Here is a 25,225-nt window from a genome sequence, read left to right on the forward strand (position 1 = left end):
GTCAAAGGCCACAGCCGGCTCCGGCACATCTACGACAACTGCCGTATGTCGCTACCGACTTGCCCTACCGCAGCCGGGCCATCAGCGCGTGCTCGACCAGGGTGATCAGCGCGCTCTTGGCGTCGGCCCGGTGCCGGGCGTCGGTGGTGATGATCGGCGCGTCCGGGCCGATCTGCAGTGCCTCGCGCACCTCGTCGGGCGTGTAGGGCTGGTGCCCGTCGAAGCCGTTGAGGGCGATCACGAACGGCAGGCCGCTGTTCTCGAAGTAGTCGACCGCGGGGAAGCAGTCGGCCAGGCGCCGGGTGTCCACGAGCACCACCGCGCCGATGGCACCGCGCACCAGGTCGTCCCACATGAACCAGAAGCGGTCCTGGCCGGGCGTACCGAAGAGGTACAGGATCAGGTCCTGGTCCAGGGTGATACGACCGAAGTCCATGGCCACCGTGGTGGTGGTCTTGTCACCGGTGTGCGTGAGGTCGTCGATGCCCGCGCTCGCGGACGTCATGACGGCCTCGGTGCGCAGCGGGTTGATCTCCGAGACGGCGCCGACGAACGTGGTCTTGCCCACGCCGAAGCCACCCGCCACCACGATCTTGGCGGAAGTGGTCGCCCGACCCGGTTCAGAGCTTGCGAAGTCCACTGAGCACCCTTTCGAGCAGCGTCACGTCCGGAGCGCCGCCGTTGTTCTCGTCGCCACCCGGCTGGTGAATGGCGACCAGGCCGGCCTCGGCGAGGTCCGCGACGAGGATCCTGGCCACGCCCAGCGGCATGGACAGCAGCGCGGAGACCTCGGCTACCGACTTCACCTCACGGCACAGGTGGCAGATGCGCTGGTGCTCCGGAAGGAGCCCCATGAGCGCTGCCGGGTCGGCCGTGGTGCTGATCAGGGCCTCGATGGCCAGCTGGTAGCGCGGCCGGGTCCGGCCACCGGTCATCGCGTACGGACGTACCAGCGGCTGGTCGCCCTCATCCTCGTACGGCTCCGCGTACGGATCATGAGAGGCGGTGGGCGGGGTCATGAATCCTCCGGGCTGGGACAGCAAGTCGGTCAGTCAAGCCGTCTGGGTGAGGGCCAGTGGGGGGATTGTGGCGGCCGGACGGTGATTTGGTGAGACGGGTTGGATCCAGGGCGATCAGTGGAGCAGACTGCCTTGCAGTTCGGCGCGCAGGTCGGGCGTGAGCACCGCGCCCGCGCGGTCGACCAGCAGCGCCATCTCGTAGCCGACGAGGCCGATGTCGCATTCGGGGTGTGCCAGGACGGCGAGAGACGAACCGTCCGAGACCGACATGAGAAACAGGAACCCCCGTTCCATTTCCACGACGGTCTGGGCGACGTCGCCGCCCTCGAAGATCCGTGACGCCCCCGCCGTGAGCGAGGTCAGGCCCGACGCGACGGCCGCCAGCTGGTCGGCACGGTCGCGGGGAAAGCCCTCCGACATCGCCAGCAGCAGGCCGTCGGCGGACACGACGACGGTGTGGGACACACCTGGGGTGTTGTCAACGAAGTTGGTGATCAACCAGTTGAGGTTCTGTGCCGCCTGGCTCATCTGGCTCAACTAACGCTCCTGCTGGTGAGTGGGGCTCGGGAAGCTGCCGGTCTGACCGGTACCAGTACCGGCCTGGCGACCCTGCGCGATACCCCGACGGAGATTGGTCAGCCGTCCGCGTACGTCATCAGGCGCACGCGAGACCTGCGGACCGGCTTGGTGCTGTTGCTGCTGAGCCGTACCCGGGACGAGGTTCGCCCTGGGTACCCGGCGCGGCAGGCCGGAGGTGGTGACACCGCCCGCAGCCGGCTGCCGGACGCGTTCAGCCTGCCGGACGAGGTCGTCGTTCGGCGAGCTGCGCCAGGCGGTCGACGCGGGACGCTGGGGGGCCGAGGACGGCTGCGGCCGCTCGGCGGGGGCCTGCGGCTCCTGGTGCGGAGCGGAGGCCGGGGCGGGACCGTCGGCACCGGGCTGACGTCCCTGCGGGCCGCCGTGGAACCAGTTGGTCTCCAGCGTGTCGTACAGCGGGGTACGTCCGTCGCCGGGACCCGTCGCGGGCGGCAGCGCCTCGGGCTCCTGACGCGGCCGCGCTTGCGGACGCGGCGGGACCGGGGGCTGAGCCGGGCCGACGAGGCCGGAGTTGCCGCCGTAGGTGCCGTTGCCGTTGACCTGGGGCCGCTCGAACTGGCCGGTGGAGTCGGAGTTCTGGTGGCCGGGCAGGGCGTGCTGACCGGTCGAGCCGGCGTCGTACGCCTGCGGAACGGAGAACTGGCCCGTCTGCGACGAGTTGTTCTGCCCGCTGCCGGGGGCGCCGTAGACGTCCGGGCGGACGAACTGACCCGTGTTCTGCTGTCCGTTCGCCCCGGTACCGGGGCGGGCGTACTGACCCGTGCTCTGCGGGTTGTACGAGCCGGGGGCCTGGGCGTCGAAGTCCGGGCGGGCGAACTCCGAGGTGGAGCCGGCGCCCTGCCGGTCGTCGATGCGCGGCATCCGGGAGGTCTGTGCGGGGTCCTCGTCGTGCCCGCGCGGGGTGTCGAGCGAGGCGCGCGGCACAGGCGGCTGCGCGTTCTCGTCGCTCCAGCTGGGACGGGAGGGCTGGCCGGCGCCCGGCAGCTCGGCACGCGGACCACCGCGCGGCGGCAGCTGCGGCTGGCGGCCACGACGGCCCTTCTCACCACTGGGAGGCGGCGACTGCGGCGCCGACGCGCCCGGCCGGGACTGCTCGCGGCCGGGGCCACGGGAGCCGCCGAAGGCGTCCTGGCCTCCGCCGAACCCGTCCGAGCCCATGCCCGCTGCCTGGAGCCCCTGCGGGGCACCCGGAGCCTGGCCGCCGAACCCGGCGCCCGCACCGGCGGGACGGCCCTGCGACGGGGCGCCCTGACCCTGCGGTCCACGCGGCGCACCCGGTCCACCCGGCTGTCCGCCACCGTCACGTCCGGGCAGCGCGGCCCGCGGTCCCTGACCGGCACCGAGCCGGCCCCCGCCGGACGCACCGGCGCCGAGGGCACCACCCGGAGCACCGCCACCCGGCGCACCCGCGCCGAGCTGGCCGCCGGACTGGGCCTGACGACGGGCCGCTGCCACACCGGCGGCGGCCTGCGCGGCGGCCGGACCACCGGCGGCACCGGGGCCGTTCGGGCCGGGCTTGGCGCCGGCCGGCTTCCGGCCGCCCTGGGCGACGTCCACGGGCAGCATGACCAGCGCGGTCGTACCACCGGAGTCGGACGGGCGCAGCTGGATGCGGATGCCGTGCCGCTGCGACAGACGACCGACCACGAAGAGGCCCATGCGGCGGGAGACGGAGACGTCCACGGTGGGCGGCGAGGCGAGCCGCTCGTTGATCGCGGCGAGGTCCTCGGGGGAGAGGCCGATGCCGGTGTCGTGGATCTCGATCAGCACACGGCCGTCGGGCAGCGCGTGACCGGTGACCTTGACCTTGGTCTGCGGCGAGGAGAACGAGGTCGCGTTCTCCAGCAGCTCGGCGAGCAGGTGCACGAGGTCGTTGACGACCCGGCCGGCCACTTCGGTGGTCGGCACGGACGACAGCTCGATGCGCTCGTACTGCTCCACCTCGGAGGCGGCGGCGCGGAGCACGTCGACCAGCGGGACCGGGCGGGTCCAGCGGCGGCCGGGCTCTTCACCGGCGAGAACGAGGAGGTTCTCACCGTTACGGCGCATGCGGGTCGCGAGGTGGTCGAGCTTGAAGAGCGAGGACAGCTGGTCCGGGTCGGCCTCGCGGGACTCCAGCTCGGAGATGAGCGAGAGCTGACGCTGGATAAGACCCTGGGAGCGGCGCGAGAGGTTGGTGAACATCGCGTTGACGTTGCCCCGCAGCAGGGCCTGCTCGGCGGCGAGGCGGACCGCCTCGCGGTGCACGTCGTCGAAGGCCGCGGCCACCTGGCCGATCTCGTCCCGGGAGTGCACACCGACCGACTCGACGGAGGTGTCGACGTCCTGCGGGTCGGACTCGGACAGCTGCTTGACCAGCTCGGGCAGGCGGTCCTGGGCGACCTTGGTGGCGGTCTCCTCCAGGCGGCGCAGCGAGCGGATCATGGAGCGGGCCACGACGAAGGCGCCGACCAGCGAGACACCGAGCACGAGCAGGATCAGCGCACCGGAGATGATCGCCTCGCGCTCGGAGGCGTTGCGCAGCTCGCGGGCCTTCTGCTCCATCTCCTCGAGCAGCGTGGTCTCGATGGCGCGCATGCCCTGGAGCTTGGTGGTGCTGTCGTCCACCCAGTCCCGGTAGGAGCGGCGGTCCAGGTCGGCGAGGCCGTTGGGGTTGCCGAGTGCGCGGCCGGCGTACTTGTCGGTGGCCGCGATGGTCGGGTTGCCCTCTTCGATGGGCTTCAGGAGCTCGGCGGACTGCGCGCCGTAGATGCTCTTGAACTGACGCAGCTCGGACTTCTGGCTGGCCAGTGCCGACGACGCGTAGAGCCGGTCGTTCTCGGTCAGGTCGCCGCGCGTGGTGTTGTTCGCGGGCAGTGCCGCCGCGAGGACCGCGCGCTGGATGGAGGCGTACTCCTTGGCGGTGGAGAAGGCGGACAGAGCACGCGTGCTCTGGATCATCTCCGGGTTGCTGGTCGCCTCCGCCATGTCCTGGGAGAGACCGAGCAGGTTGGTGATCAGCCGGTGGTAGGCCTCCACCGTCTGGGTGGAGTTGCCGTCGGCCTCGTAGGCGGTGTTGCGGATCTTCGCGATGTCGTTCAGGTCGCCGACGAGCTGGACGAGGTTGTCGCGGACGCCCTTGAGGTTGCCGTCCTTGCTGTTGTCGTCGATCTCCTCGGAGGCCTCGATGAAGCCCGACATGGCCCGGTCCGTCTTGTCCCGGAAGCCCTTGACCGTGTAGTCGGAGGCCTTGGCGCCATGCGCGAGGGGACCGGCGGACTGGTCGCGCTCCTCCTGGAGCGCGGCGGCCAGCTCGGTGGCCCGCTTGGTCATGTCCGTCAGCAGCCGCATGTTCTCGAGCTGCTGGATGTCGTCCATGTTGTCGCTGATGCGCAGGGCGCCCAGCGAGGTGGCCGCGACCACGGGGAGCGTCAGCAGCGCCACCAGGCGTGTGGAGATACGCCAGTTGCGCAGGGCTATTCGCGAGCCCGGGCCGACGGGGCTCTTCGGAGCCTTCGCCGGCGGTGCGGTCGGATTGGCCGTGCCTGCAGACGCCGACACGGCGGGGCGCCCGGAGCGCTCACCGCCGTCCACCGACGCGGTCGGGCCCGGGTTCTGGGCGTGCTGGGCCGAGGGACCTCGGTCGGTCCCGCCGTGCTCCGGCTCCGCCGAAGCGCTGCCATCCCTCTTGAAACGTCCCTGCACTAGCGTCGCAACCTCTGGACCAGGCGCCCTTCCGCTGAACGGACGGACACGGTGTCGGCGTATTAGGGAGCGTCCTGAATACGCTCCCCGATGGTCGTGAGTGACCGGCGCTGGCTCCCCCTTCTCGCCGCCACTCGGCGCTCGATGCGCCCCCTGTGCGCCGGCTCGATCCTGCGGCGGTCCGTGGAATTCCAGCACAGTGCAGGATCTCCAACAAGGCCCGTAGGTCGAGCCGTAACATACGTGACGCCACGTGAGTGCGAGATTACCTGCCGTAGAAACTATTCTCCCCCATAACGGACTTATGCCCGCGAGCCGCTCGTGCGCGGAAGGTGTCCCAGTCGCCATGATCAGGAGCGGAATGATGGCTTCAGGGGGCGAATGTCCGTTTCGTTGGGGTGAAATGCGAGCCGGGAATGACCGGTTTGCCCGCGAGTCCGTGAGCAAACTCACATACCGATCAACGGGTCTTCGCGGCTTCCAACGGGAATCGCATGTTTAGCCTGACGCTTTACAGAACGTCAGTAATTGGCAACCCACTTCTGATGACAGGGTCGAGTACAACCGTGAAGACGACGATGATGTTCCGCAACATAGCCAACCCGCGACGCACGACGCTGGCCCACCTCGACGGCGCCGACGAACTGCGGATCCCGGAGCAGCCGGAGCACTCCCTCGATCTTCCCACCCAGACCGCGAACCCCAGGCGCACCACCCTCATCGACGCCCCCGCCACGGCCGCCGTCGCGGGTTAGTACGCGGACCGGCCGCCGATTGTTCAATCGCGTACGAACCGTCGCGTGCGGGTCGCCGGCAGTACGCGAGGCACCCGCCCCTCCCCGCGTTAGCCTGGAGCGTCAGACTCCAGCCGGCTCAAGTGAGGGGCGCCAGATCCCGTGCGCATCGCCAGATTCTCCATCGACGGGAACGTCGCCTTCGGCGCGGTCGAGGGCGACAAGCCGGACGAGCTCGTCCTGGACATCATCAAAGGCATCCCGTTCGCGGACTTCGAGCTCTCCGGCACCAAGGTCCCGCTGAGCAAGGTCAGGCTGCTGCCCCCGGTGCTCCCCAACAAGGTCGTGGCCTTCGGCCGCAACTACGCCGAGCACGCCCGCGAACTCGGCAACGAGGTGCCGGACGCCCCGTTCGCGTTCTTCAAGCCCTCCACCGCGGTGATCGGCCCCGGCGACGAGATCCAGTACCCGTCCTTCACCGAGGACCTCCACCACGAGGCCGAGCTGGCCGTCGTCATCGGCCGCATGTGCCGCGAGGTCCCGCGCGAGCGCGTCAAGGACGTGATCTTCGGCTTCACCTGCGCCAACGACATCACCGCCCGGGACGTCCAGAAGCGCGAGAAGCAGTGGGCCCGGGCCAAGGGCTTCGACACCTCCTGCCCGCTGGGCCCCTGGGTCGAGACGGACCTGGACCTCGAGCGCGCGTCCGACCTCACCATCCAGCTCACCGTCAACGGCGAGCAGCGCCAGCTCGGCCGCACCAGCGAGATGATCCACCGCATCGAGGATCTGATCGTCAACATCACCGAGGCCATGACGCTGCTCCCCGGCGACGTGATCCTCACGGGCACCCCGGCAGGGGTCGGCCCCCTCAACGTCGGCGACGAGGTCGCCGTCACCATCGAAGGCATCGGCACTCTCACCAACAAGGTTGTCAAGCGTGGCTAGCGCACCCGACTCCCCAGTCCGCGTCCGATTCTGTCCCTCGCCCACCGGTAACCCCCATGTGGGCCTGGTCCGCACCGCCCTGTTCAACTGGGCGTTCGCCAAGCACCACCAGGGCACGCTCGTCTTCCGCATCGAGGACACCGACGCGGCCCGCGACTCCGAGGAGTCGTACAACCAGCTGCTCGACTCGATGCGCTGGCTGGGCTTCGACTGGGACGAGGGCCCCGAGATCGGCGGCCCGCACGCGCCGTACCGCCAGTCGCAGCGCATGGACCTCTACAAGGAGGTCGGGCAGAGGCTCCTGGACGGCGGACACGCCTACCACTGCTACTGCTCCCAGGAGGAGCTGGACAGCCGCCGCGAGGCCGCCCGCGCCGCCGGCAAGCCCTCCGGCTACGACGGCCACTGCCGCGACCTGACCGACGCGCAGGTCGAGGAGTACAAGGCGCAGGGGCGCGCCCCGATCGTCCGCTTCCGCATGCCCGACGAGACGATCACCTTCACGGACCTGGTCCGCGGCGAGCTGACGTTCACGCCGGAGAACGTCCCGGACTACGGCATCGTCCGCGCCAACGGCGCACCGCTGTACACCCTCGTCAACCCGGTCGACGACGCCCTGATGGAGATCACCCACGTCCTGCGCGGCGAGGACCTGCTGTCCTCGACGCCCCGTCAGATCGCCCTGTACAAGGCGCTGATGGAGCTGGACATCGCGAAGCGGATCCCGTCGTTCGGGCATCTGCCGTACGTGATGGGCGAGGGCAACAAGAAGCTCTCCAAGCGCGACCCGGAGTCGTCCCTCAACCTCTACCGCGAGCGCGGCTTCCTCCCCGAGGGCCTGCTCAACTACCTCTCCCTGCTGGGCTGGTCGCTCTCCGCCGACCAGGACATCTTCACGATGGACGAGATGGTCGCGGCCTTCGACGTCGCCGACGTGCAGCCCAACCCGGCCCGCTTCGACCTGAAGAAGTGCGAGTCGATCAACGGCGACCACATCCGCCTGCTCGACGTGAAGGACTTCACCGAGCGCTGCGCCCCCTGGCTGAAGGCACCCTTCGCCCCCTGGGCGCCGGAGGACTTCGACGACGCCAAGTGGCACGCGATCGCCCCGCACGCGCAGACCCGCCTGAAGGTCCTCTCCGAGATCACGGACAACGTCGACTTCCTGTTCCTCACGGAGCCGGTCTTCGACGAGCCGTCCTGGACGAAGGCGATGAAGGAGGGCAGCGACGCCCTGCTGCGCACCGCCCGCGAGAAGCTGGACGCGGCCGACTGGTCCTCCCCGGACTCCCTCAAGGAGGCCGTCCTCGCCGCCGGTGAGGCCCACGGCCTCAAGCTCGGCAAGGCCCAGGCCCCGGTCCGCGTCGCCGTCACCGGACGCACGGTCGGCCTGCCCCTGTTCGAGTCCCTGGAGGTCCTGGGCAAGGACACGACCCTGGCCCGGATCGACGCGGCGCTGGCGAAGCTCGCCGCATAGCACGTTCACAGCGGGGCGGCGTCCGGTTCGGGCGCCGCCCTTCGCGTGTCCGCCCAGCCGTCACCCGGAGTTCACCCGTCCGGCCAACTCCCGCTCCCCGAGCGCACGTTGGATGTCCCCCGTGCACATGATCTGCGTGTGCACCCTGTTACAGGGGGAGGGGAACGTGACTCGTTCACGAAGACTTGGCCTGGTGGCGCTCAGCGGCGCGGTGGCCCTGACGTGCGCCCTGCCGACCACGCCCGCGCAGGCCGTGGACTCGCCGGTGGGGACGGTCCGGCTCGCCTCGGAGAAGCGGCCGGAGATCCGGTACGTCTGGGCCGGTGCGTCCGGATTCCAGTGGGGCCCGATCGGCGGCGGCGCGACCACCTGGTTCGACTACCCGGGCTTCGTCCCGCCCGCGCACGCGGGGCCGGACGACCTGGCCACCGGCACCGACGTCACCACTCTCACGGTGAGTGGCGCCACCATCGCCCTGCGGCACCGTTCCACCGGCGTGACCTCGACCATCACGATCCCGTCCGGTCAGACCTACCAGGGTGCCCTGGGCTGGAGCGCGCTGACCCGGGACGCCACGGGTGCCCTGCACGTGCTGCGCGCCGCTCCCGACGGCACCACCACGGATCTGCCGGTCGCCGGCCTCCCGGCGGGCGCCCAGCCCATCAGCTACCCGCGGGGCGGCTCGGTCCGCCGGATCGCGGTCGTGTACCAGCTGGACGGCACGCGCTCCGTCGGCCTCCTCGACCTCGCCGACGGCACCTTCCGCACCTATGTCACCGGTGTGGCCGAGAACCCGGAGGTCGTCTTCAACGACCGCTGGCTCGTCGCCGACTGGAAGTCGATCCGGACCGACGCCGAGCCCGGCACCCAGCCCACCGCGATCACCCGAGGGGACCTCCACCTCGAAGCCGTCGTCGGCGACCAACTCCTCTTCGGCAACCCGGACTTCGTCTTCGGCGGCGACCCCGCACTCTGGGGCCGCTCCCTGGTGACCGGCGCAGTCACCACCGTGCTCAGCTCGTCGTTCGGCGGCATCGGCCCCACCCTGGACGGCGGCGCCCTCGCCACCGCCGGACCGTCCAGCCTCGACTGGAACGTCCACCGGATCACGCCCACCGAGGACGGCGGCACCGCCACCGAGAAGGTCGCCCAGATCCCCGCCACGGCGGCCGGCGTCCACGGACTGGCCGTCGCCGGCGGCGAGTTGCTCATCTACGGCACGACGCCCGGCGCCTCCTACCGCGTCAACAGCTTCCAACTGGATGCCACGGGCCGGCCCACCGGTCAGCAGACCCAGCGCAGCCCGGGCCTGAGCGCCAGCACCTGCCTCCCCGGCGACGCCGCCTGCCCCCAGCTGGAGGCCACGGGCGACGGCCGGGTCTCCTTCCTGTGGACCAACGCCGACCGTCAGGAATCGATCCTCAACGTCGGCCTCGACACCAAGACCATCCGCACCGAGCCCACCGACGGCGACGCGGGCGGCCGTATCCCTGGCGGCAGCGGCCGATACGTGCTCTACAACGGCGGTTCCGGCACCCAGCGGGTCGTCGACTTCCCGAACGGCACGACCGAGGGCACCACCGTCCTCACCCGCGCCCGCACCGCGGCGGCCGTCTGGGGCCAGGTGCTGTGGACCCCCGGCACCACCCAGGGCTCCGTCGTCGGCAAGCACCTCAAGACCGGTCAGACGGTCGCCACCGTGGCCACCGGCGCGTCCTGCGCTCCCACCGACATCCAGGCCGTCAACACCTGGCTGTACTGGTCCTGCGGCTCCACCGCCGGCGTCTACGACCGGGCGACGGGCCGCAAGATCACCGTCCCCGCCGACAACGGCCCGGCCCGCCTCGCCGACGGCTACCTGCTCCGCGAGAACCGCACCACCCACGAACTGCTGCTCACCGACTTCCACACCGGCACGGCCGCCACCCGCACCCTGGTCAAGCTGCCCAACGGGGACTGGAACACCGGAGGCAGCAACGGCCGCTGGGCCGTCGACCGCTTCGGCGGCCACATCGCCTACCTCAACGGCACCGTCGGCGAGGTGTCGATCGTGGGCAGCGGTGTCCCCGCCTCGGCGCTCGCGCAGATGGAGGCCCAGACGGACGCGGTGCCGTTCGGCCCCACGAAGTCCAACCCCTGGCAGCCCGTCTGGCAGCTCAACAAGCCCGCCACCTGGACACTCACCCTGAGTAACAGCGGCGGCACGGCGATCCGGACCCTCACCGGCAGCACCCAGGGCGCAGCCGTCCGCGCCGCCTGGGACGGCTTCGGCGACGACGGCCGCCGGATCACCGGCACCTACACCTGGAAACTGACCGCCGAGCCCCGCGACGACCAGGGGCCGGCCGTCACCGTGACGGGCACCACCGCGGTCAACTGACGGACAGGCTCCCGGCGTCCGGGTTACCGTCGGATCATGAGCATTCGCGCCGTGGTGTGGGACGTCGACGACACCCTCTTCGACTACACCGCCGCCGACCGCGCCGGAATGCGGGAGCACCTGCGGGCCGAGGGCCTGCTCGACGCTGWCGWCAGCGTCGAGCAGGCCCTCGTGCGCTGGCGGCAGGTCACGGACGCCCAGTGGGCGCGGTTCTCCGCCGGGGAGACGACCTTCCAGGGGCAGCGGCGTGATCGCGTACGGGTCTTCCTGGGCGCGGAGCTCACCGACGCCGAGGCCGACCGGTGGTTCGAGCGTTACATCGGTCACTACGAGTCCGCCTGGGCCCTCTTCCCGGACGTTGTGCCCGTCCTGGACGCCCTCGCCGCCAGCCACCGGCACGCGGTGCTGTCCAACTCCAGCCTCACCGTCCAGGACCGCAAGCTGCGCGTACTCGGCGTCCACGACCGCTTCGAGGCGATCCTGTGCGCCGCCGAGCTCGGCGTCTCCAAGCCGGAGGCCGGCGCCTTCCACGCGGCCTGCGCCGCCCTCGACCTCGCCCCGCATCAGGTCGCGTATGTCGGCGATCACCCGGAGATCGACGGGCGGGGCGCCGCGGACGCCGGGCTGCTGTCGGTGTGGATCGACCGCGACGGGGCGCGCACCAGCGAGGACGACCCCGGCGGGCCCCATCGGATCGCCTCCCTCGCCGAACTCCCCGCGATCCTCGGCGCGGATACCCGTTTTGGAGCCCCGTCCACCTTCAGGTAATGTTCTTCCTGCGCCGCCGGGGAGCGGGCCGAAAGGCCGGGAACCGGAGGAGCAAACTAGAACAAGAACCCCTCAGGGGCTTGCGTTCCAGTGGCCTATGGTGTAATTGGCAGCACGACTGATTCTGGTTCAGTTAGTCTTGGTTCGAGTCCAGGTAGGCCAGCTCGCAGAGCTCATCTGCAAAGGCGGAGATCAACTCCGCGAAGCCCCCGTTGTGTAGCGGCCTAGCACGCTGCCCTCTCAAGGCAGTAGCGCCGGTTCGAATCCGGTCGGGGGTACAGATCCTTCCCGCGAGGAGAGTTCGGGTAGCTCCCCCTCACCTCGATGCAGGATCGCTAGGGCCCCCGTTGTGTAGCGGCCTAGCACGCCGCCCTCTCAAGGCGGTAGCGCCGGTTCGAATCCGGTCGGGGGTACGAACTTGTTTAAACCACATTGGTCTATGGTGTAATTGGCAACACTACGGTTTCTGGTACCGTCATTCTTGGTTCGAGTCCAGGTAGACCAGCTCGGATCTGCGGAAACGTAAGATCCTCGCCCCCGTTGTGTAGCGGCCTAGCACGCCGCCCTCTCAAGGCGGTAGCGCCGGTTCGAATCCGGTCGGGGGTACGCAGTTCGAAGGCCCTCCACTTCGGTGGGGGGCCTTCGACGTGCCCGGCACCGGTCACTCGAAGCCGTACCGCCGCGTCGTCTCCTCCTCCTGGGCCAGCCGGTGCAGCGCCTGAAGCAGCGGCTCGTTGAGGATCGCGCCCAGGACCGCGAACTCGATCCGCTCCGCCTCCGACGGGTGCGCCTCCATGTTGTCCACGTCGAGGACGGCGGTCCGGTGCATCAACTCGGCGTACGGCGCGAGCTGTTCGGCCCCCCAGCTGTAGCCGAGCCGGCGGAACGCGGCCACCCCCACCACCAGCGAGCGGTACGCGGGGGAGAGGGCCGAGAGCCGCTTGGCGTTCTCCCAGCCGAGCCGGTCCAGGAGGGTGCTGACCTCCGCGTGTGCGGCCTGGACGTACTCGTCCTCCTCGTCCGGCTCCGGCACCTGCGGCAGTGCCCACACCGCCGCGCCCACGCGGATCGCGCGGCCCAGGGAGTCGTCGTCCACGTGGCCGAGCACCTCTTTGACCGTCGCCACCGGCACCCGGCCGACCTGGATCATCGCGCGGATCAGACGGAGGCGGCGCAGGTGCTCCTCGTCGTACTCGGCCGTCGTCGTGTTGATCTGGCGGCCGGGGGCCAACAGTCCTTCGCGCAGGTAGTACTTGATCGTCGAGGTGGACACCCCGCTGCGCTCGCTCAGTTCAGCCAGCCGCATCTCTTGCGCCCTTCATTGGGGAGTGCCACTATCCAAGCATCACTCGCAAGGATAGTGCCGCTATCCGACAGGGGAAGCAGGGGCCGTATGTTCGCCAAGCCGGTACCGGGTCGCACCACCGCGGACGCCGAGGGCGATGTGGTCGTCCTGCTGATCGGGATGCGCATCAACCACTTCTGGGCCGTGCACCACTGGCTGCCGGTGGCGGTGGCCATGCCGCGGATGCTGCGCGAGCTGGGGAAGGCACCCGAGCGTGGTCTGCTCGGCCACGTCCTGCTGACAGCCTCGCCGCGGACCTTCTACGTCGTCCAGTACTGGGAGTCGAAGGAGAAGCTGTACGCCTACGCGCACGCGTCGGACCTGCTCCACCGCCGGGCGTGGGCGATCTTCAACCGCAAGGAGAAGGCGGGGAAGGTCCGCCAGCACGTGGGGATGTGGCACGAGACGTACGTCGTGCCGGAGGGGTCGTACGAGTCGATCTACTCGGACATGCCGGCGTTCGGACTCGCCGCGGCGCACGGCCAGGTGCCGGTCGCTGCGCGCGGGCGGTACGCGAAGGATCGGTTCGCATACCGGTCCGGGAGTGCGGCGAAATAGCATGCGGGGCGGGTGCGGGCCGCCTGTGGCTGGTCGCGCCCACGCGGCGGTGGCCGCAGATCGAATACAGCCCCGCGCCCCTGAAGTGGATCGTCTTGCCCGGGGGAAACCTGCCGCGGCGTTGGGGCAGGTCCTCCCGGCTGACGTGTCCCTGAGTCAGCCCGTGCGGCGCAGTGCCTCGGAGAGGCGGGCGGCGGCGTCGATGACCGCCTGGGCGTGCATACGGCCCGGGTGGCGGGTCAGGCGCTCGATGGGGCCGGAGACCGAGACGGCGGCCACCACGCGGTTCGAGGGGCCGCGCACCGGCGCGGAGACGGACGCGACGCCCGGCTCGCGCTCGCCGATCGACTGGGCCCAGCCGCGGCGTCGTACGCCGGAGAGCGCGGTGGCCGTGAAGCGGGCGCCCTGCAGTCCGCGGTGCAGGCGCTCCGGCTCCTCCCAGGCCATGAGGATCTGCGCGGAGGAACCCGCCTTCATCGTGAGCGTCGAGCCGACCGGGACCGTGTCCCGCAGGCCGGACAGGCGTTCCGCCGCGGCGACGCAGATGCGCATGTCGCCCTGGCGGCGGTAGAGCTGTGCGCTCTCGCCGGTGATGTCACGGAGGTGGGTGAGGACCGGGCCCGCCGTGGCGAGGAGACGGTCCTCACCGGCCGCCGCGGCCAGCTCCGCGAGGCGGGGGCCGAGAATGAACCTGCCCTGCATGTCACGCGCCACCATGCGGTGGTGTTCCAGCGCCACGGCCAGTCGATGTGCCGTGGGTCTTGCCAATCCGGTGGCCGAGACGAGCCCCGCGAGGGTGGCCGGACCGGACTCCAGGGCGCTCAGGACAAGGGCTGCCTTGTCCAGAACGCCGACGCCGCTACTGTTGTCCATGAAACGATACTCGCGTCTCACTCTGTGAAACGCAAGTTCAATTTTCCGTGGAACACGCCACTCTGGAAGAACGAAGGCAGAGCGGCCCGCGGACCAGAGCGGGCTTGTCGGTGGACGCCCGGAAGCAGGGGCGCGGGCGCCGGCCGCCTTCTCAAGATCTCTAGTTGGGCCGGTGGACCGTATGCCGGCCGGAGGGAAAGCGATGGGTAGGACACTCGCGGAGAAGGTCTGGGACGACCATGTCGTCCGGCGCGCCGAGGGCGAGCCCGACCTCCTCTTCATCGATCTGCACCTGCTGCACGAGGTGACCAGCCCGCAGGCCTTCGACGGCCTCCGCAAGAGCGGTCGCCCGGTGCGCCGGCTCGACCTGACCATCGCCACCGAGGACCACAACACCCCGACCCTCGACATCGACAAGCCCATCGCCGACCCGGTCTCCCGGGTACAGCTGGAGACGCTGCGCAAGAACGCCGCCGAATTCGGTGTGCGTCTGCACCCGCTGGGCGACGTCGAGCAGGGCGTCGTGCACGTCGTCGGCCCGCAGCTGGGCCTGACCCAGCCGGGCATGACCGTGGTCTGCGGTGACTCCCACACCTCCACGCACGGCGCCTTCGGCGGTCTGGCGTTCGGCATCGGCACCTCCCAGGTCGAGCATGTGCTGGCCACCCAGACGCTGCCGCTGGTCCGCCCGAAGACCATGGCCATCACGGTCGACGGCGAGCTGCCCGACGGCGTCACCGCCAAGGACCTGATCCTGGCGATCATCGCCCGGATCGGTACCGGCGGCGGCCAGGGCTACGTCCTGGAATACCGCGGCTCCGCCATCGAGAAGCTCTCGATGGAGGCCCGGATGACCATCTGCAACATGTCGATCGAGGCCGGCGCCCGCGCGGGCATGATCGCCCCCGACGAGACCACCTTCGAGTACCTCAAGGGCCGCCCGCACGCGCCCAAGGGCGAGGACTGGGACGCGGCCGTCGCGTACTGGAAGACGCTGAAGACGGACGAGGACGCCGAGTTCGACGCCGAGGTCGTGATCGAGGCCGCCGAGCTGTCGCCGTTCGTCACCTGGGGCACCAACCCCGGCCAGGGTGCGCCGCTTTCCGCGTCCGTCCCCGATCCGGCTTCGTACGAAGACGCTTCGGAGCGGCTCGCCGCCGAAAAGGCCCTGGAATACATGGGGTTGGAGGCCGGTCAGTCGCTGCGCTCCATCAAGGTGGACACCGTCTTCGTAGGCTCCTGCACCAACGGCCGCATCGAGGACCTGCGCGCCGCCGCGGAGCTCGTGAAGGGCCGCAAAGTCGCCGACGGCGTACGGATGCTGGTCGTGCCCGGCTCCGCGCGGGTGGGTCTGCAGGCCGTTTCCGAGGGCCTGGACGTCGTCTTCAAGGAGGCCGGCGCCGAGTGGCGGCACGCGGGCTGCTCGATGTGCCTGGGCATGAACCCCGACCAGCTGGCCCCCGGTGAGCGCTCCGCCTCCACCTCCAACCGCAACTTCGAGGGCCGGCAGGGCAAGGGCGGTCGTACGCACCTGGTGTCGCCGCAGGTCGCGGCGGCCACCGCGGTCCTGGGCCACCTGGCCTCCCCGGCCGACCTGTCCGACGCCGAGACCCGTACGCCCGCTGGAGTCTGAGAAGTCATGGAAGCATTCACCACGCACACCGGCCGGGCCGTTCCGCTGCGCCGCTCCAACGTCGACACCGACCAGATCATCCCTGCTCACTGGCTCAAGAAGGTCACTCGGGACGGGTTCGAGGACGGGCTGTTCGAGGCCTGGCGCAAGGACGAGAACTTCATCCTCAACCGGCCCGAGCGCAAGGGCGCGACCGTCCTGGTCGCCGGTCCCGACTTCGGCACCGGCTCCTCCCGTGAGCACGCCGTCTGGGCGCTGCAGAACTACGGCTTCAAGGCCGTCATCTCCTCGCGTTTCGCGGACATCTTCCGCGGTAACTCGCTCAAGAACGGCCTGCTCACAGTGGTTCTGGAGCAGAAGATCGTGGACGCGCTGCAGGAGCTCACCGAGAACGACCCGCAGGCCGAGATCACGGTCGACCTCGAGGCTCGTGAGGTGCGCGCCGAGGGCATCACCGCCTCCTTCGAGCTGGACGAGAACTCCCGCTGGCGGCTGCTGAACGGCCTCGACGACATCTCGATCACCCTCCAGAACGAGGATGACATCGCCGCCTACGAGGCGAAGCGGCCGTCGTTCAAGCCGCGCACGCTCCAGATCTGACCCGAGGCTCGCCCGCAAGGCGACTTTCGGACACCGCAACACCCTCCCAGTACCCCCGATCAGCCCGATCGGGGGTACTGGCATGTCTGCACCCGAACGGTCCTGCGGCGCGTGCGCCGGGAGCTCAACTGCCCACGTTATGACGGGTGTTACCGGGGTAGGCGAGTGGTGTGGCGGTGACTTCCGCAAGTGCCCCGAAGGCCATTTGAGGCCGGAGTTGCACCCCTGGCAGGCGACAACTCGCCCCAGATGGCACAATCTGTGCATGGAACACGACGGCCAACTCGAGCTCTATGCGGCAGTCGCGGACCAACTGAAGGAAGCGCACACAAGAGTGCGCGCACTGCAAGTCCCGGAGGGCGTACGGATGGCGCTGACCCGGAAGCTGCTGGTCATTACGGCCGCGGCCAAACACGACGTCGCCGAAGCGACAAGGCGTCTGGAGCTGTTCATCGCGGACCTCGACGCGGGGCGATTCCCCGAAGAGGAACGCTGAGAACACCTTCGAGACAGCCGAGTCTGTTGCGGCACAAGGGTGATTAGCCCGTTTCGTGTTTGATTTGCGGTATATATCTGCCTAACGTGCGAAAAAGCTTGAACACTTTCGTTCTGGCGATGTCTCCGAAGGGGAAGACGTGAACAAGGCGCAGCTCGTAGAAGCGATTGCCGACAAGATGGGCGGCCGCCAGCAGGCCGCCGATGCTGTCGACCACGTACTGGACGCCATCGTCCGCGCGGTCGTCTCGGGTGAGCGGGTCTCCGTCACCGGCTTCGGTTCGTTCGAGAAGGTCGACCGTCCGGCCCGGTACGCCCGTAACCCTCAGACGGGCGAGCGGGTTCGGGTCAAGAAGACCTCCGTTCCGCGCTTCCGTGCGGGTCAGGGCTTCAAGGACCTGGTGAGCGGCTCGAAGAAGCTCCCGCGGGGCGGCGAGGTCGCGGTCAAGAAGGCGCCCAAGGGCAGCCTGACCGGTGGTGCCTCGGCGACGGTCAAGAAGGCCGCCGCGAAGAAGACCACCAAGGCGGCCGCGAAGAAGACGACCGCGAAGAAGACGACGGCCAAGAAGACGACGGCCGCCGCCAAGAAGACCACGGCGAAGAAGACGACGGCCAAGAAGACCACGGCCGCGGCGAAGAAGGCCACCGCGGCGAAGAAGGCCACCGCCAAGAAGGCGACGGCCAAGAAGGCCCCGGCGAAGAAGGCGACCGCCAAGAAGGCGCCGGCCAAGAAGTCGACGGCGCGCAAGTCCGCTGCCAAGCGGACGACGCGCAGCAGGTAGGACCGCACAGGGGCACTCACGCGCCGGGCCGGACTCCGTGGGGAGTCCGGCCCGCGGCGTGTTTCAGGGCCTGTTTCAGAGGGTTTGCAGGGTCACCAGCGTGATGTGCAGGGACTCGCCCTTGCCCTCGGTCTCGATACGGACCCGCTGCCCTGGGCGCAGCAGCCGCAGGCCTCCGGCGTCGAAGGCCGGGGCGTCGAAGGGGACGGGGGTGCCGTCGTCCAGCAGCACGCTGCCGGAGCGGGTTTCGGCGTCGTAGGTGTATGCGGTGGCCTGCATGGCTGTCAGCCTACGACGGGTTGTGGTTCGGGTGCGGCGCCCGGGGGCCGCATCGCGCAGTTCCCCGCGCCTACGGCAGGCGTGCCGCCGCCGCCTTCGTACGTGGGCCCACGCCAAGTGCCAGCGCGGCGCGCAGGTCGGCTCCGGTGTCCACGTCCTGGCGTACGGAGTCCACGTCGTCGAGGTGGAGTTCCTCGGCTCCCGAGGTGCGGTGGCGGGCCCGGGAATCCTCGCCGAAAGCGGGCAGCAATTCATATCCAGGGGCCGCGGTCAGCAGCGTCGTGCCGATTTCCGCAGCGTCCGGGAGAAAAGCGCGCGGGAATTGCGCCGCCGCGTCCAGGACCCGGGCCAATTCCAGCGGGCGCAGGGCGGGGAGGTCGGCGTTCAGGGCGGCCACGGGGGTTTCGGGGCGCGACGATCGTACGACCGCCGCGGCGTGCGCCAGCGCCGCGTTCAGGCCGCCGCCGGGCTCGTCGGGGACGATGTGCGCGCCAAGTGCGCCCAGCTCACGCCCGGCCAGGGCGTCGTCCGTGACGACTGCCACATCCTTCACCGCGGGGCAGGCCAGCGCCGCGGCCACCGTGTCCTGTGCGAACGCGAGCGCCAGGCCCGGGCGCAGTTCGTCCGCCGCGGCGTCCGACAGCCTGCTCTTCGCCCGCGCCAAGGGCTTCAGGGGTACGACCAAGGTCCACTGCACGAGCGCTCCGTCCCTCTCCAGTCGCGGTCATTGTCACTCAGCCGTCACCAGGGCCATCTGGCGGTCGCGGTCGCGAGGCGTACGGTGTTCTCGACAGACCGGCGGCCTGGGGCGACACTTGTGCGGCCCCATGGGCCGACGACCTTGATACCTAGAGGAAGGTGCACGCGTGCCCCGCCGCAGAATCGGCTTCTGGTACCGCTTCGCCGCGGTGCTCTGCAAACCGCCGTTGGTGGTTCTGATCAAGCGGGACTGGCGTGGAATGGAGCACATTCCGGCCGAGGGCGGATTTATCACCGCGGTGAACCACAATTCGCACATCGATCCCTTCGCGTACGCGCACTTTCAGTACAACACCGGCCGGGTTCCGCGATTCCTCGCGAAGAGCGGGCTTTTCAAGAAGGGATTCGTCGGCGCCGCGATGCGCGGCACCGGGCAGATCCCCGTCTACCGGGAGACCACGGACGCGCTGAGCGCCTTCCGCGCCGCGATCGACGCCGTGGAGCGCGGCGAGTGCGTCGCCTTCTACCCCGAGGGCACCATCACCCGGGACCCGAACCAGTGGCCCATGACCGGCAAGACCGGCGCCGCGCGCGTGGCCCTGCAGACCAAGTGCCCGGTGATCCCGGTCGCGCAGTGGGGCGCCAACGAACTGCTGCCGCCCTATGCCAAGAAGCTCAACCTCCTTCCGCGCAAGACCCACCGGGTTCTCGCGGGTCCGCCGGTGGACCTGACGCGCTTCTACGACAAGGAGATGTCCCCGGACCTGCTGAAGGAGGCGACCGAGGTCATCATGGCCGCGATCACCCACCATCTGGAGGAGATCCGCGGCGAGAAGGCGCCCGGGACGACGTACGACCCGCGCCAGGAGCGCATCGAGCAGCGCCGCAGGACGGCCGCGCAGAACAATGGGCAGACGAAGGCCGAGCAGGAAGAGGGGCAGGGCACGTGAGCAAGCCCGTCAAGGCGGCAGTCCTGAGTGCCGGTTCGTGGGGCACGGCGTTCGCCATCGTCCTCGCGGACGCCGGCTGCGACGTCACCCTGTGGGCCCGCCGCCCCGAGGTCGCCGAGGCCATCAACTCGACGCGGACGAACCCCGACTACTTCCCCGGCGTAGAGCTCCCGCAGGGCGTCCGGGCCACCACCGACCCCGCCGAGGCCATGGCCGGCGCCGACTTCACGGTGCTGTCCGTCCCCTCCCAGACCCTGCGCGCCAACCTCGCCGAGTGGACGCCGATGCTGGCGCCGGGCACGGTCCTGGTGTCCCTCATGAAGGGCGTCGAACTCGGCACCACCATGCGGATGAGCGAGGTCATCGAGGACGTCGCCAAGGTCGGCCACGACCGCATCGCCGTCGTCACCGGCCCCAACCTGGCCCGTGAGATCGCCTCCCGCATGCCCGCAGCGGCCGTCGTCGCCTGCACCGACGAGTCCGTCGCCCAGCGCCTCCAGGCCGCGTGCCACACGCCGTACTTCCGCCCGTACACCAACACGGACGTGGTGGGTTGCGAACTGGGCGGAGCCGTGAAGAACGTCATCGGTCTCGCCGTGGGCATCGCCGACGGCATGGGCCTCGGCGACAACGCCAAGGGGTCCTTGATCACGCGCGGGCTCGCCGAGACGACCCGGCTCGGGATGGCGCTGGGCGCCGACCCGCTGACGTTCTCCGGACTGGCCGGACTCGGCGACCTGGTGGCGACCTGCTCCTCGCCGCTGTCGCGCAACCACACCTTCGGCACCAACCTCGGCAAGGGCATGACCCTCCAGGAGACCATCGCGGTCACCAAGCAGACCGCCGAGGGCGTCAAGTCCTGCGAGTCCGTGGCGGATCTGGCCCGCCGGCACGGTGTCGACATGCCGATCACGGAGACGGTCGTGGACATCGTGCACGAGGGCAAGCCCCCGGTGGTCGCCCTCAAGGAGCTGATGTCGCGCAGCGCGAAGCCCGAACGACGCTGAGCGAACCGACCCTCCGGACGCTGACTCGGCCCCTACGGGCGGGTACGCTCATCGCGATATGAGCACCGAGAACCTCCCCCAGAGCCCTGACCAGCCGCAGCGCAAGCCGCGTGTGGCCGTCGTGTTCGGCGGCCGCAGCTCCGAGCACGGGATCTCCATGGTCACCGCCGGCGCCGTACTGCGCGCGATCGACCGGACGAAGTACGACGTCCTGCCGATCGGCATCACGCAGAGCGGCCGCTGGGTGCTCACCGCCGACGAACCGGAACGCATGGCGATCACCGAGCGCCGTACGCCCAACGTCGAGCAGCTTGCCGACTCCGGCGAGGGCGGCGTGGTGCTCCCCGTCGACCCCGCGAACCGTGAAGTCGTCTACACCGAGCCCGGATCGGTGCCCAAGGCGCTCGGCGAGATCGACGTGGTCTTCCCGGTGCTGCACGGCCCCTACGGCGAGGACGGCACCCTCCAGGGCCTGCTGGAGCTCTCCGGGGTGCCGTACGTCGGCTCCGGCGTGCTCGCCTCGGCCGTCGGCCAGGACAAGGAGTACATGAAGCGGGTGTTCACTTCGTTCGGGCTCAAGGTGGGCCCGTACGTGGTGATCCGGCCGCGCGAGTGGGAGCAGGACGAGTCCGCCGCCCGCAAGAAGATCATCGACCTCGCCGGCGACCACGGCTGGCCGCTCTTCGTGAAGCCCGCGCGCGCGGGCTCGTCGATCGGCATCACCAAGGTCGAGGACCTGTCCGGCCTGGACGAGGCGATCGCCGAGGCCCAGCGGCACGACCCGAAGATCCTTGTCGAGGCGGCCCTGCGCGGCCGGGAGATCGAGTGCGGGGTGCTGGAGTTCGAGGACGGCCCGCGCGCCTCCGCCCCCGCCGAGATCCCGCCGCCGGACGCGCACGCGTACTACGACTTCGAGGCCAAGTACATCGACTCCACGCCCGGCGTCGTACCGGCGCCGCTGACGCCCGAGGAGACGGCCGAGGTGCAGCGCCTTGCCGTGGACGCCTTCGACGCGGCCTCCTGCGAGGGCCTGGTGCGCGCGGACTTCTTCCTCACCGAGGACGGGGAGTTCGTGATCAACGAGATCAACACGATGCCCGGCTTCACGCCGATCTCGATGTACCCGCAGATGTGGCAGGCCAGCGGAATCAGCTACCCGGACCTGGTGGACCTGCTGATCGAGGCGGCGCTGCGGCGGTCGACCGGGCTCAGGTAGGAGCCGTCACGGTTTTCAGTCGGCGATCCCTTCGGGGATCGCCTTCTTGACGGCCGCGGCCAGGTCGATCAGCACACCCGAACTGTCCCGGCCCTCCGGCACGGTGACCTCGACATATGCGCGCCGCAGCGCGGTGGTGAACCGGTAACCGTCGCCCTGCCGCTCCATCAGCCACCTGACGCCGTTCACGCCGCCCGCCACCGCGTCCTGGTCCCGGCCCTCGGCCACCTTGGGGTCGCTCATCTTCGGCGGTCGTACGACACCGCACCGCAGTATGATCGCCGGGTCTCCCCAGCCCGCGGTCAGCGTGGACGCGGGCGAGGGATCCTCACGGTCGGCACCGTCCACCTCGGCCGGCAGTTTCTTGTCGAGGTTCTGGCACAGCTTCGTGGCCTTCGCACCGGGGCTGGGAACCGCCGCCGACGCGCTGCCGTCTGCTGATGAGCAGCCCGCGGTGGTGACCAGCAGGACGAACGCGGGCAGCCCGATGACAGAAAAGCGCCGGTGACGGAAAGAGTTCACCGGCCAAGGGTAGACGGGGGCTACAGATGTACGACCGGGCAGGTCAGGGTGCGGGTGATGCCGTCCACTTGCTGGACCTTCGCGACCACCATGCGACCCAGGTCGTCGACGGTGTCGGCTTGGGCGCGCACGATGACGTCGTACGGTCCGGTGACGTCCTCGGCCTGGATGACTCCAGGGATCTTGCTGATCGTCTCGGCGACGGTCGACGCTTTGCCGACCTCCGTCTGGATCAGGATGTACGCCTGTACCACGGAACCTCCAGGGCGGCCACGAGGATCATGTGGGGAAAAGGAACGCCACGGTATCGCGTCACCGCTCGTCACGGGGAGACCCTCGTTGGCCAGGGCACCCGCGCCGCGGTGCACGGACCACGGAAGTTGACGTACACCTCGACCGTAGCGAGCACAGTAGGGACGCGCGACCGGGTGCGGACAGGGACAGAAGGGGCGTAAGGGAAATGAAGGGCACTGTTGGTGAGCTCGGTGAGTTCGGGCTCATCAGGGAGCTCACCTCCCGTCTCACCACCACCCCGGCGGTCCGGGTCGGCCCGGGCGACGACGCCGCGGTGGTGGCCGCGCCCGACCGCAGGGTGGTCGCCAGCACCGACATCCTGCTGGAGGGACGGCACTTCCGCCGCGACTGGTCCACGGCCTACGACGTCGGCCGCAAGGCCGCCGCGCAGAACCTCGCGGACATCGCCGCCATGGGCGCCGTGCCGACCGCGCTGCTGCTCGGCCTGGTCGTACCGGCCGAACTCCCGGTGACCTGGCCCAGCGAGCTGATGGACGGAATCCGCGACGAGTGCCAGGTCGCGGGCGCCTCGGTGGTCGGCGGCGACGTCGTACGCGGCGACACGATCATGGTGTCGATCACCGCGCTCGGCGATCTGCGCAACCAGGAGCCCGTCACGCGGGCCGGCGCGCAGCCCGGTGACATCGTCGCCGTGACCGGCTGGCTGGGCTGGTCCGCCGCCGGATACGCCGTACTCTCCCGGGGTTTCCGCTCGCCACGCGCCTTCGTGGAGGCGCATCGGCGCCCCGAGCCGCCGTATCACGCGGGTCCGGCCGCCGCCGGGCTCGGCGCCACGGCCATGTGTGACGTGAGCGACGGACTGATCGCCGACCTCGGGCACATCGCCGAGGCCAGCAAGGTCCGCATCGACATCCGTTCGGGCACGATCGACATCCCGACGCAGATGAACGACATCGGGCAGGCCGTCGGCGTCGACCCCATCCAGTGGGTGCTGACCGGGGGAGAGGACCACGCGATCGTGGCGACCTTCCCGCCGGACGTGAAACTGCCGGCCCGCTGGAAGGTCATCGGCGAGGTCCTCAACCCCTCGGCGCTGCCCCAGGTCACGGTGGACGGGGCGCCGTGGACCAGGAAGGGCGGCTGGGACCACTTCGGCGGGGACATCGAGTCATGATCCCGGGCGTTCTCACGGTGGCCGGTTCCGACTCCGGTGGCGGCGCGGGCATTCAGGCCGACCTGAAGACGATGCTCGCGCTCGGCGTGCACGGCATGAGCGTGATCACGGCGGTCACCGCCCAGAACTCCCTCGGTGTGCAGGGCGCTTGGGAACTGCCGGTGGAGGCGGTGCGGGCGCAGTACCGCAGCGTCGTCGACGACATCGGCGTCCAGGCGATCAAGACCGGCATGCTCGCGTCAGCCGAACTCGTGGAGGCGGTGGCCGAATTGATCGGGGAGACGGACGCGCCCAGCGTGATCGACCCCGTCGGCGTCTCCAAGCACGGCGACCCGCTGCTGGCGGCCTCCGCGCTGGACTCCGTACGCACCAAGCTGCTGCCGGTGGCCACCGTGGCTACGCCGAACCTCGACGAGGTGGCGCAGTTGACCGGCGTGCACGTCGAGTCCGAGGAGCAGCTGCGGGAGGCAGCGGCGGCCGTGCTGGCGTACGGGCCGCGCTGGGTGCTGATCAAGGGCGGTCATCTGCCCGGGGACGCCGTGGATCTGCTCACCGACGGCTCCCAGGAGCACTGGCTGCGGGCTCCCCGGTACGACAACCGGCACACCCACGGCACCGGCTGCACCCTCGCCTCCGCGATCGCCTCGGGGCTCGCGAAGGGACAGTCCGTGCCGGAAGCGGTCACCGCCGCGAAGGAGTACGTCACCGGGGCGATCAAGGCCGGGTTCGCGCTGGGCGGCGGGATCGGTCCCGTGGATCACGGGTGGAGCTTCCGCGTCGGCGCGTAGCCCTCCGGCGGCCGCGGGCACAGCAAAGAGCCGGTCCACCGAAAGGTGGACCGGCTCTTTACAGCGAACCAGCAGTGGCCGCGCGCGAAGCTGTGGGCGTCAGCGCGAGACCTTGCCGGCCTTGATGCACGAGGTGCAAGCGTTCACGCGCTTCGGCGTCCCGCCGACCACGGTACGGACGCGCTGGATGTTCGGGTTCCAGCGACGGGACGTACGGCGGTGCGAGTGCGAGATGTTGTTGCCGAAGCCCGGCCCCTTGCCGCAGACGTCGCAGTTGGCAGCCACGGGTCACTCCAAAGACTTCAGATGCACTTACGGATAATCCCGGCATGCCGGGATCGAGATCAATGATCTGAAGTGGCGCTGCCAGGGGAACGGCCCGATCTGCATCGGGCAACCGGAGCAGCATACAACGACTGCGCCAGTGGAACGAAACTACCAT

At 69.9% G+C, this 25,225-nt stretch carries 26 protein-coding genes and 5 tRNA genes; 20 read left to right on the forward strand and 11 right to left on the reverse strand.

What is annotated here, in order from left to right:
* Positions 1-64: 64 nt before the first annotated feature.
* The 4 genes from EAO75_RS06265 to EAO75_RS06280 form a co-directional block, all read right to left on the reverse strand.
* Complete coding sequence (locus EAO75_RS06265) at positions 65-640, reverse strand: GTP-binding protein (protein WP_030051303.1); 576 nt, start codon at positions 638-640, stop codon at positions 65-67.
* Positions 621-1,019, reverse strand: coding sequence for a DUF742 domain-containing protein (locus EAO75_RS06270; RefSeq protein WP_003997626.1), 399 nt, complete (start codon positions 1,017-1,019; stop codon positions 621-623). Before EAO75_RS06270 ends, EAO75_RS06265 begins: the two co-directional genes overlap by 20 nt.
* 114 nt (positions 1,020-1,133) lie before the next feature.
* The gene (locus tag EAO75_RS06275; protein WP_005479910.1) at positions 1,134-1,547 is read right to left on the reverse strand and encodes a roadblock/LC7 domain-containing protein; all 414 of its coding nucleotides are present in this window, start codon (positions 1,545-1,547) and stop codon (positions 1,134-1,136) included.
* A 9-nt stretch (positions 1,548-1,556) separates the two neighbouring features.
* On the reverse strand, positions 1,557-5,300 hold the full coding sequence (locus tag EAO75_RS06280; RefSeq protein WP_147993970.1) for a nitrate- and nitrite sensing domain-containing protein: 3,744 nt from the start codon (positions 5,298-5,300) through the stop codon (positions 1,557-1,559).
* 566 nt (positions 5,301-5,866) lie between these two features.
* Here EAO75_RS06280 and EAO75_RS06285 point away from each other — a divergent pair.
* The 10 genes from EAO75_RS06285 to EAO75_RS06330 all read left to right on the forward strand — a co-directional run bounded on the left by EAO75_RS06285 (position 5,867) and on the right by EAO75_RS06330 (position 12,213).
* Positions 5,867-6,055, forward strand: coding sequence for a hypothetical protein (locus EAO75_RS06285; protein WP_147993971.1), 189 nt, complete (start codon positions 5,867-5,869; stop codon positions 6,053-6,055).
* Positions 6,056-6,196: 141 nt separating this feature from the next.
* A complete protein-coding gene (locus tag EAO75_RS06290; RefSeq protein WP_147993972.1) occupies positions 6,197-6,982 on the forward strand; it encodes a fumarylacetoacetate hydrolase family protein in 786 nt (261 codons plus the stop codon).
* A complete protein-coding gene (gltX, locus tag EAO75_RS06295) occupies positions 6,975-8,459 on the forward strand; it encodes a glutamate--tRNA ligase (RefSeq protein WP_147993973.1) in 1,485 nt (494 codons plus the stop codon). Before EAO75_RS06290 ends, gltX begins: the two co-directional genes overlap by 8 nt.
* 166 nt (positions 8,460-8,625) lie before the next feature.
* Complete coding sequence (locus tag EAO75_RS45620; protein ID WP_187284321.1) at positions 8,626-10,839, forward strand: hypothetical protein; 2,214 nt, start codon at positions 8,626-8,628, stop codon at positions 10,837-10,839.
* 36 nt (positions 10,840-10,875) lie between these two features.
* Complete coding sequence (locus EAO75_RS06305) at positions 10,876-11,607, forward strand: HAD family hydrolase (RefSeq protein WP_147993974.1); 732 nt, start codon at positions 10,876-10,878, stop codon at positions 11,605-11,607.
* 91 nt (positions 11,608-11,698) lie between these two features.
* Positions 11,699-11,770 (forward strand) — tRNA-Gln (locus EAO75_RS06310).
* A gap of 42 nt (positions 11,771-11,812) precedes the next feature.
* Positions 11,813-11,885 (forward strand) — tRNA-Glu (locus tag EAO75_RS06315).
* Between the two features lie 62 nt (positions 11,886-11,947).
* Positions 11,948-12,020 (forward strand) — tRNA-Glu (locus EAO75_RS06320).
* Positions 12,021-12,040: 20 nt separating this feature from the next.
* Positions 12,041-12,112, forward strand: a tRNA-Gln gene (locus EAO75_RS06325).
* Between the two features lie 28 nt (positions 12,113-12,140).
* Positions 12,141-12,213: transfer RNA gene (locus tag EAO75_RS06330), tRNA-Glu, on the forward strand.
* A 55-nt stretch (positions 12,214-12,268) separates the two neighbouring features.
* On the opposite strand, the gene EAO75_RS06335 is transcribed toward EAO75_RS06330, so the two are convergent.
* The gene (locus EAO75_RS06335) at positions 12,269-12,913 is read right to left on the reverse strand and encodes a MerR family transcriptional regulator (RefSeq protein ID WP_147993975.1); all 645 of its coding nucleotides are present in this window, start codon (positions 12,911-12,913) and stop codon (positions 12,269-12,271) included.
* An 87-nt stretch (positions 12,914-13,000) separates the two neighbouring features.
* Here EAO75_RS06335 and EAO75_RS06340 point away from each other — a divergent pair, with 87 nt between their 5' ends.
* A complete protein-coding gene (locus EAO75_RS06340) occupies positions 13,001-13,510 on the forward strand; it encodes a DUF4188 domain-containing protein (RefSeq protein ID WP_147993976.1) in 510 nt (169 codons plus the stop codon).
* A gap of 156 nt (positions 13,511-13,666) precedes the next feature.
* Here EAO75_RS06340 and ndgR read toward each other — a convergent pair whose 3' ends face one another.
* Positions 13,667-14,383, reverse strand: coding sequence for an IclR family transcriptional regulator NdgR (ndgR, locus tag EAO75_RS06345; protein WP_093910054.1), 717 nt, complete (start codon positions 14,381-14,383; stop codon positions 13,667-13,669).
* A 202-nt stretch (positions 14,384-14,585) separates the two neighbouring features.
* On the opposite strand from ndgR, the gene leuC reads away from it, so the two are divergent.
* The 4 genes from leuC to EAO75_RS06365 all read left to right on the forward strand — a co-directional run bounded on the left by leuC (position 14,586) and on the right by EAO75_RS06365 (position 17,893).
* Complete coding sequence (leuC, locus tag EAO75_RS06350) at positions 14,586-16,016, forward strand: 3-isopropylmalate dehydratase large subunit (protein WP_147993977.1); 1,431 nt, start codon at positions 14,586-14,588, stop codon at positions 16,014-16,016.
* 6 nt (positions 16,017-16,022) lie between these two features.
* A complete protein-coding gene (gene leuD / locus EAO75_RS06355; protein ID WP_147993978.1) occupies positions 16,023-16,616 on the forward strand; it encodes a 3-isopropylmalate dehydratase small subunit in 594 nt (197 codons plus the stop codon).
* A gap of 265 nt (positions 16,617-16,881) precedes the next feature.
* On the forward strand, positions 16,882-17,112 hold the full coding sequence (locus EAO75_RS06360) for a hypothetical protein (protein WP_147993979.1): 231 nt from the start codon (positions 16,882-16,884) through the stop codon (positions 17,110-17,112).
* 139 nt (positions 17,113-17,251) lie between these two features.
* Positions 17,252-17,893 carry an HU family DNA-binding protein gene (locus EAO75_RS06365; RefSeq protein ID WP_147993980.1) on the forward strand — a complete coding sequence of 214 codons (642 nt, stop codon included), beginning with the start codon at positions 17,252-17,254 and terminating at the stop codon, positions 17,891-17,893.
* A 75-nt stretch (positions 17,894-17,968) separates the two neighbouring features.
* Here EAO75_RS06365 and EAO75_RS06370 read toward each other — a convergent pair whose 3' ends face one another.
* Positions 17,969-18,172 carry a hypothetical protein gene (locus EAO75_RS06370; RefSeq protein WP_147993981.1) on the reverse strand — a complete coding sequence of 68 codons (204 nt, stop codon included), beginning with the start codon at positions 18,170-18,172 and terminating at the stop codon, positions 17,969-17,971.
* A gap of 70 nt (positions 18,173-18,242) precedes the next feature.
* Positions 18,243-18,869 (reverse strand): 2-phospho-L-lactate guanylyltransferase, encoded by a 627-nt coding sequence (gene cofC, locus EAO75_RS06375; RefSeq protein ID WP_147993982.1) that lies wholly within the window; start codon positions 18,867-18,869, stop codon positions 18,243-18,245.
* Between the two features lie 169 nt (positions 18,870-19,038).
* Here cofC and EAO75_RS06380 point away from each other — a divergent pair, with 169 nt between their 5' ends.
* From EAO75_RS06380 to EAO75_RS06390, 3 genes are read left to right on the forward strand one after another with little or no spacing between them, the layout of a single operon-like run.
* Positions 19,039-19,821, forward strand: a complete 783-nt coding sequence (locus tag EAO75_RS06380; RefSeq protein WP_147993983.1) for a lysophospholipid acyltransferase family protein — start codon at positions 19,039-19,041, stop codon at positions 19,819-19,821.
* Positions 19,818-20,828, forward strand: coding sequence for an NAD(P)H-dependent glycerol-3-phosphate dehydrogenase (locus tag EAO75_RS06385; RefSeq protein WP_147993984.1), 1,011 nt, complete (start codon positions 19,818-19,820; stop codon positions 20,826-20,828). Before EAO75_RS06380 ends, EAO75_RS06385 begins: the two co-directional genes overlap by 4 nt.
* A gap of 58 nt (positions 20,829-20,886) precedes the next feature.
* On the forward strand, positions 20,887-22,044 hold the full coding sequence (locus EAO75_RS06390) for a D-alanine--D-alanine ligase family protein (protein WP_147993985.1): 1,158 nt from the start codon (positions 20,887-20,889) through the stop codon (positions 22,042-22,044).
* A 15-nt stretch (positions 22,045-22,059) separates the two neighbouring features.
* Here EAO75_RS06390 and EAO75_RS06395 read toward each other — a convergent pair whose 3' ends face one another.
* Both EAO75_RS06395 and EAO75_RS06400 read right to left on the reverse strand, forming a co-directional pair.
* A complete protein-coding gene (locus EAO75_RS06395; RefSeq protein WP_147993986.1) occupies positions 22,060-22,566 on the reverse strand; it encodes a DUF3515 domain-containing protein in 507 nt (168 codons plus the stop codon).
* 20 nt (positions 22,567-22,586) lie between these two features.
* Complete coding sequence (locus tag EAO75_RS06400) at positions 22,587-22,820, reverse strand: Lrp/AsnC family transcriptional regulator (RefSeq protein WP_003997603.1); 234 nt, start codon at positions 22,818-22,820, stop codon at positions 22,587-22,589.
* 206 nt (positions 22,821-23,026) lie between these two features.
* On the opposite strand from EAO75_RS06400, the gene EAO75_RS06405 reads away from it, so the two are divergent.
* Both EAO75_RS06405 and thiD read left to right on the forward strand, forming a co-directional pair.
* Positions 23,027-23,995 carry a thiamine-phosphate kinase gene (locus EAO75_RS06405; RefSeq protein WP_147993987.1) on the forward strand — a complete coding sequence of 323 codons (969 nt, stop codon included), beginning with the start codon at positions 23,027-23,029 and terminating at the stop codon, positions 23,993-23,995.
* Entirely contained in the window at positions 23,992-24,783 is a 792-nt protein-coding gene (gene thiD, locus EAO75_RS06410) for a bifunctional hydroxymethylpyrimidine kinase/phosphomethylpyrimidine kinase (protein ID WP_147993988.1), read from the forward strand. The genes EAO75_RS06405 and thiD overlap by 4 nt, the downstream gene beginning before the upstream one ends.
* 99 nt (positions 24,784-24,882) lie before the next feature.
* Here thiD and rpmB read toward each other — a convergent pair whose 3' ends face one another.
* Positions 24,883-25,068 (reverse strand): 50S ribosomal protein L28, encoded by a 186-nt coding sequence (gene rpmB, locus EAO75_RS06415; protein WP_003993230.1) that lies wholly within the window; start codon positions 25,066-25,068, stop codon positions 24,883-24,885.
* Positions 25,069-25,225: the final 157 nt, after the last annotated feature.

Origin of the sequence: Streptomyces sp. UW30 (assembly GCF_008042075.1) — a bacterium.
Taxonomy (GTDB): domain Bacteria; phylum Actinomycetota; class Actinomycetes; order Streptomycetales; family Streptomycetaceae; genus Streptomyces.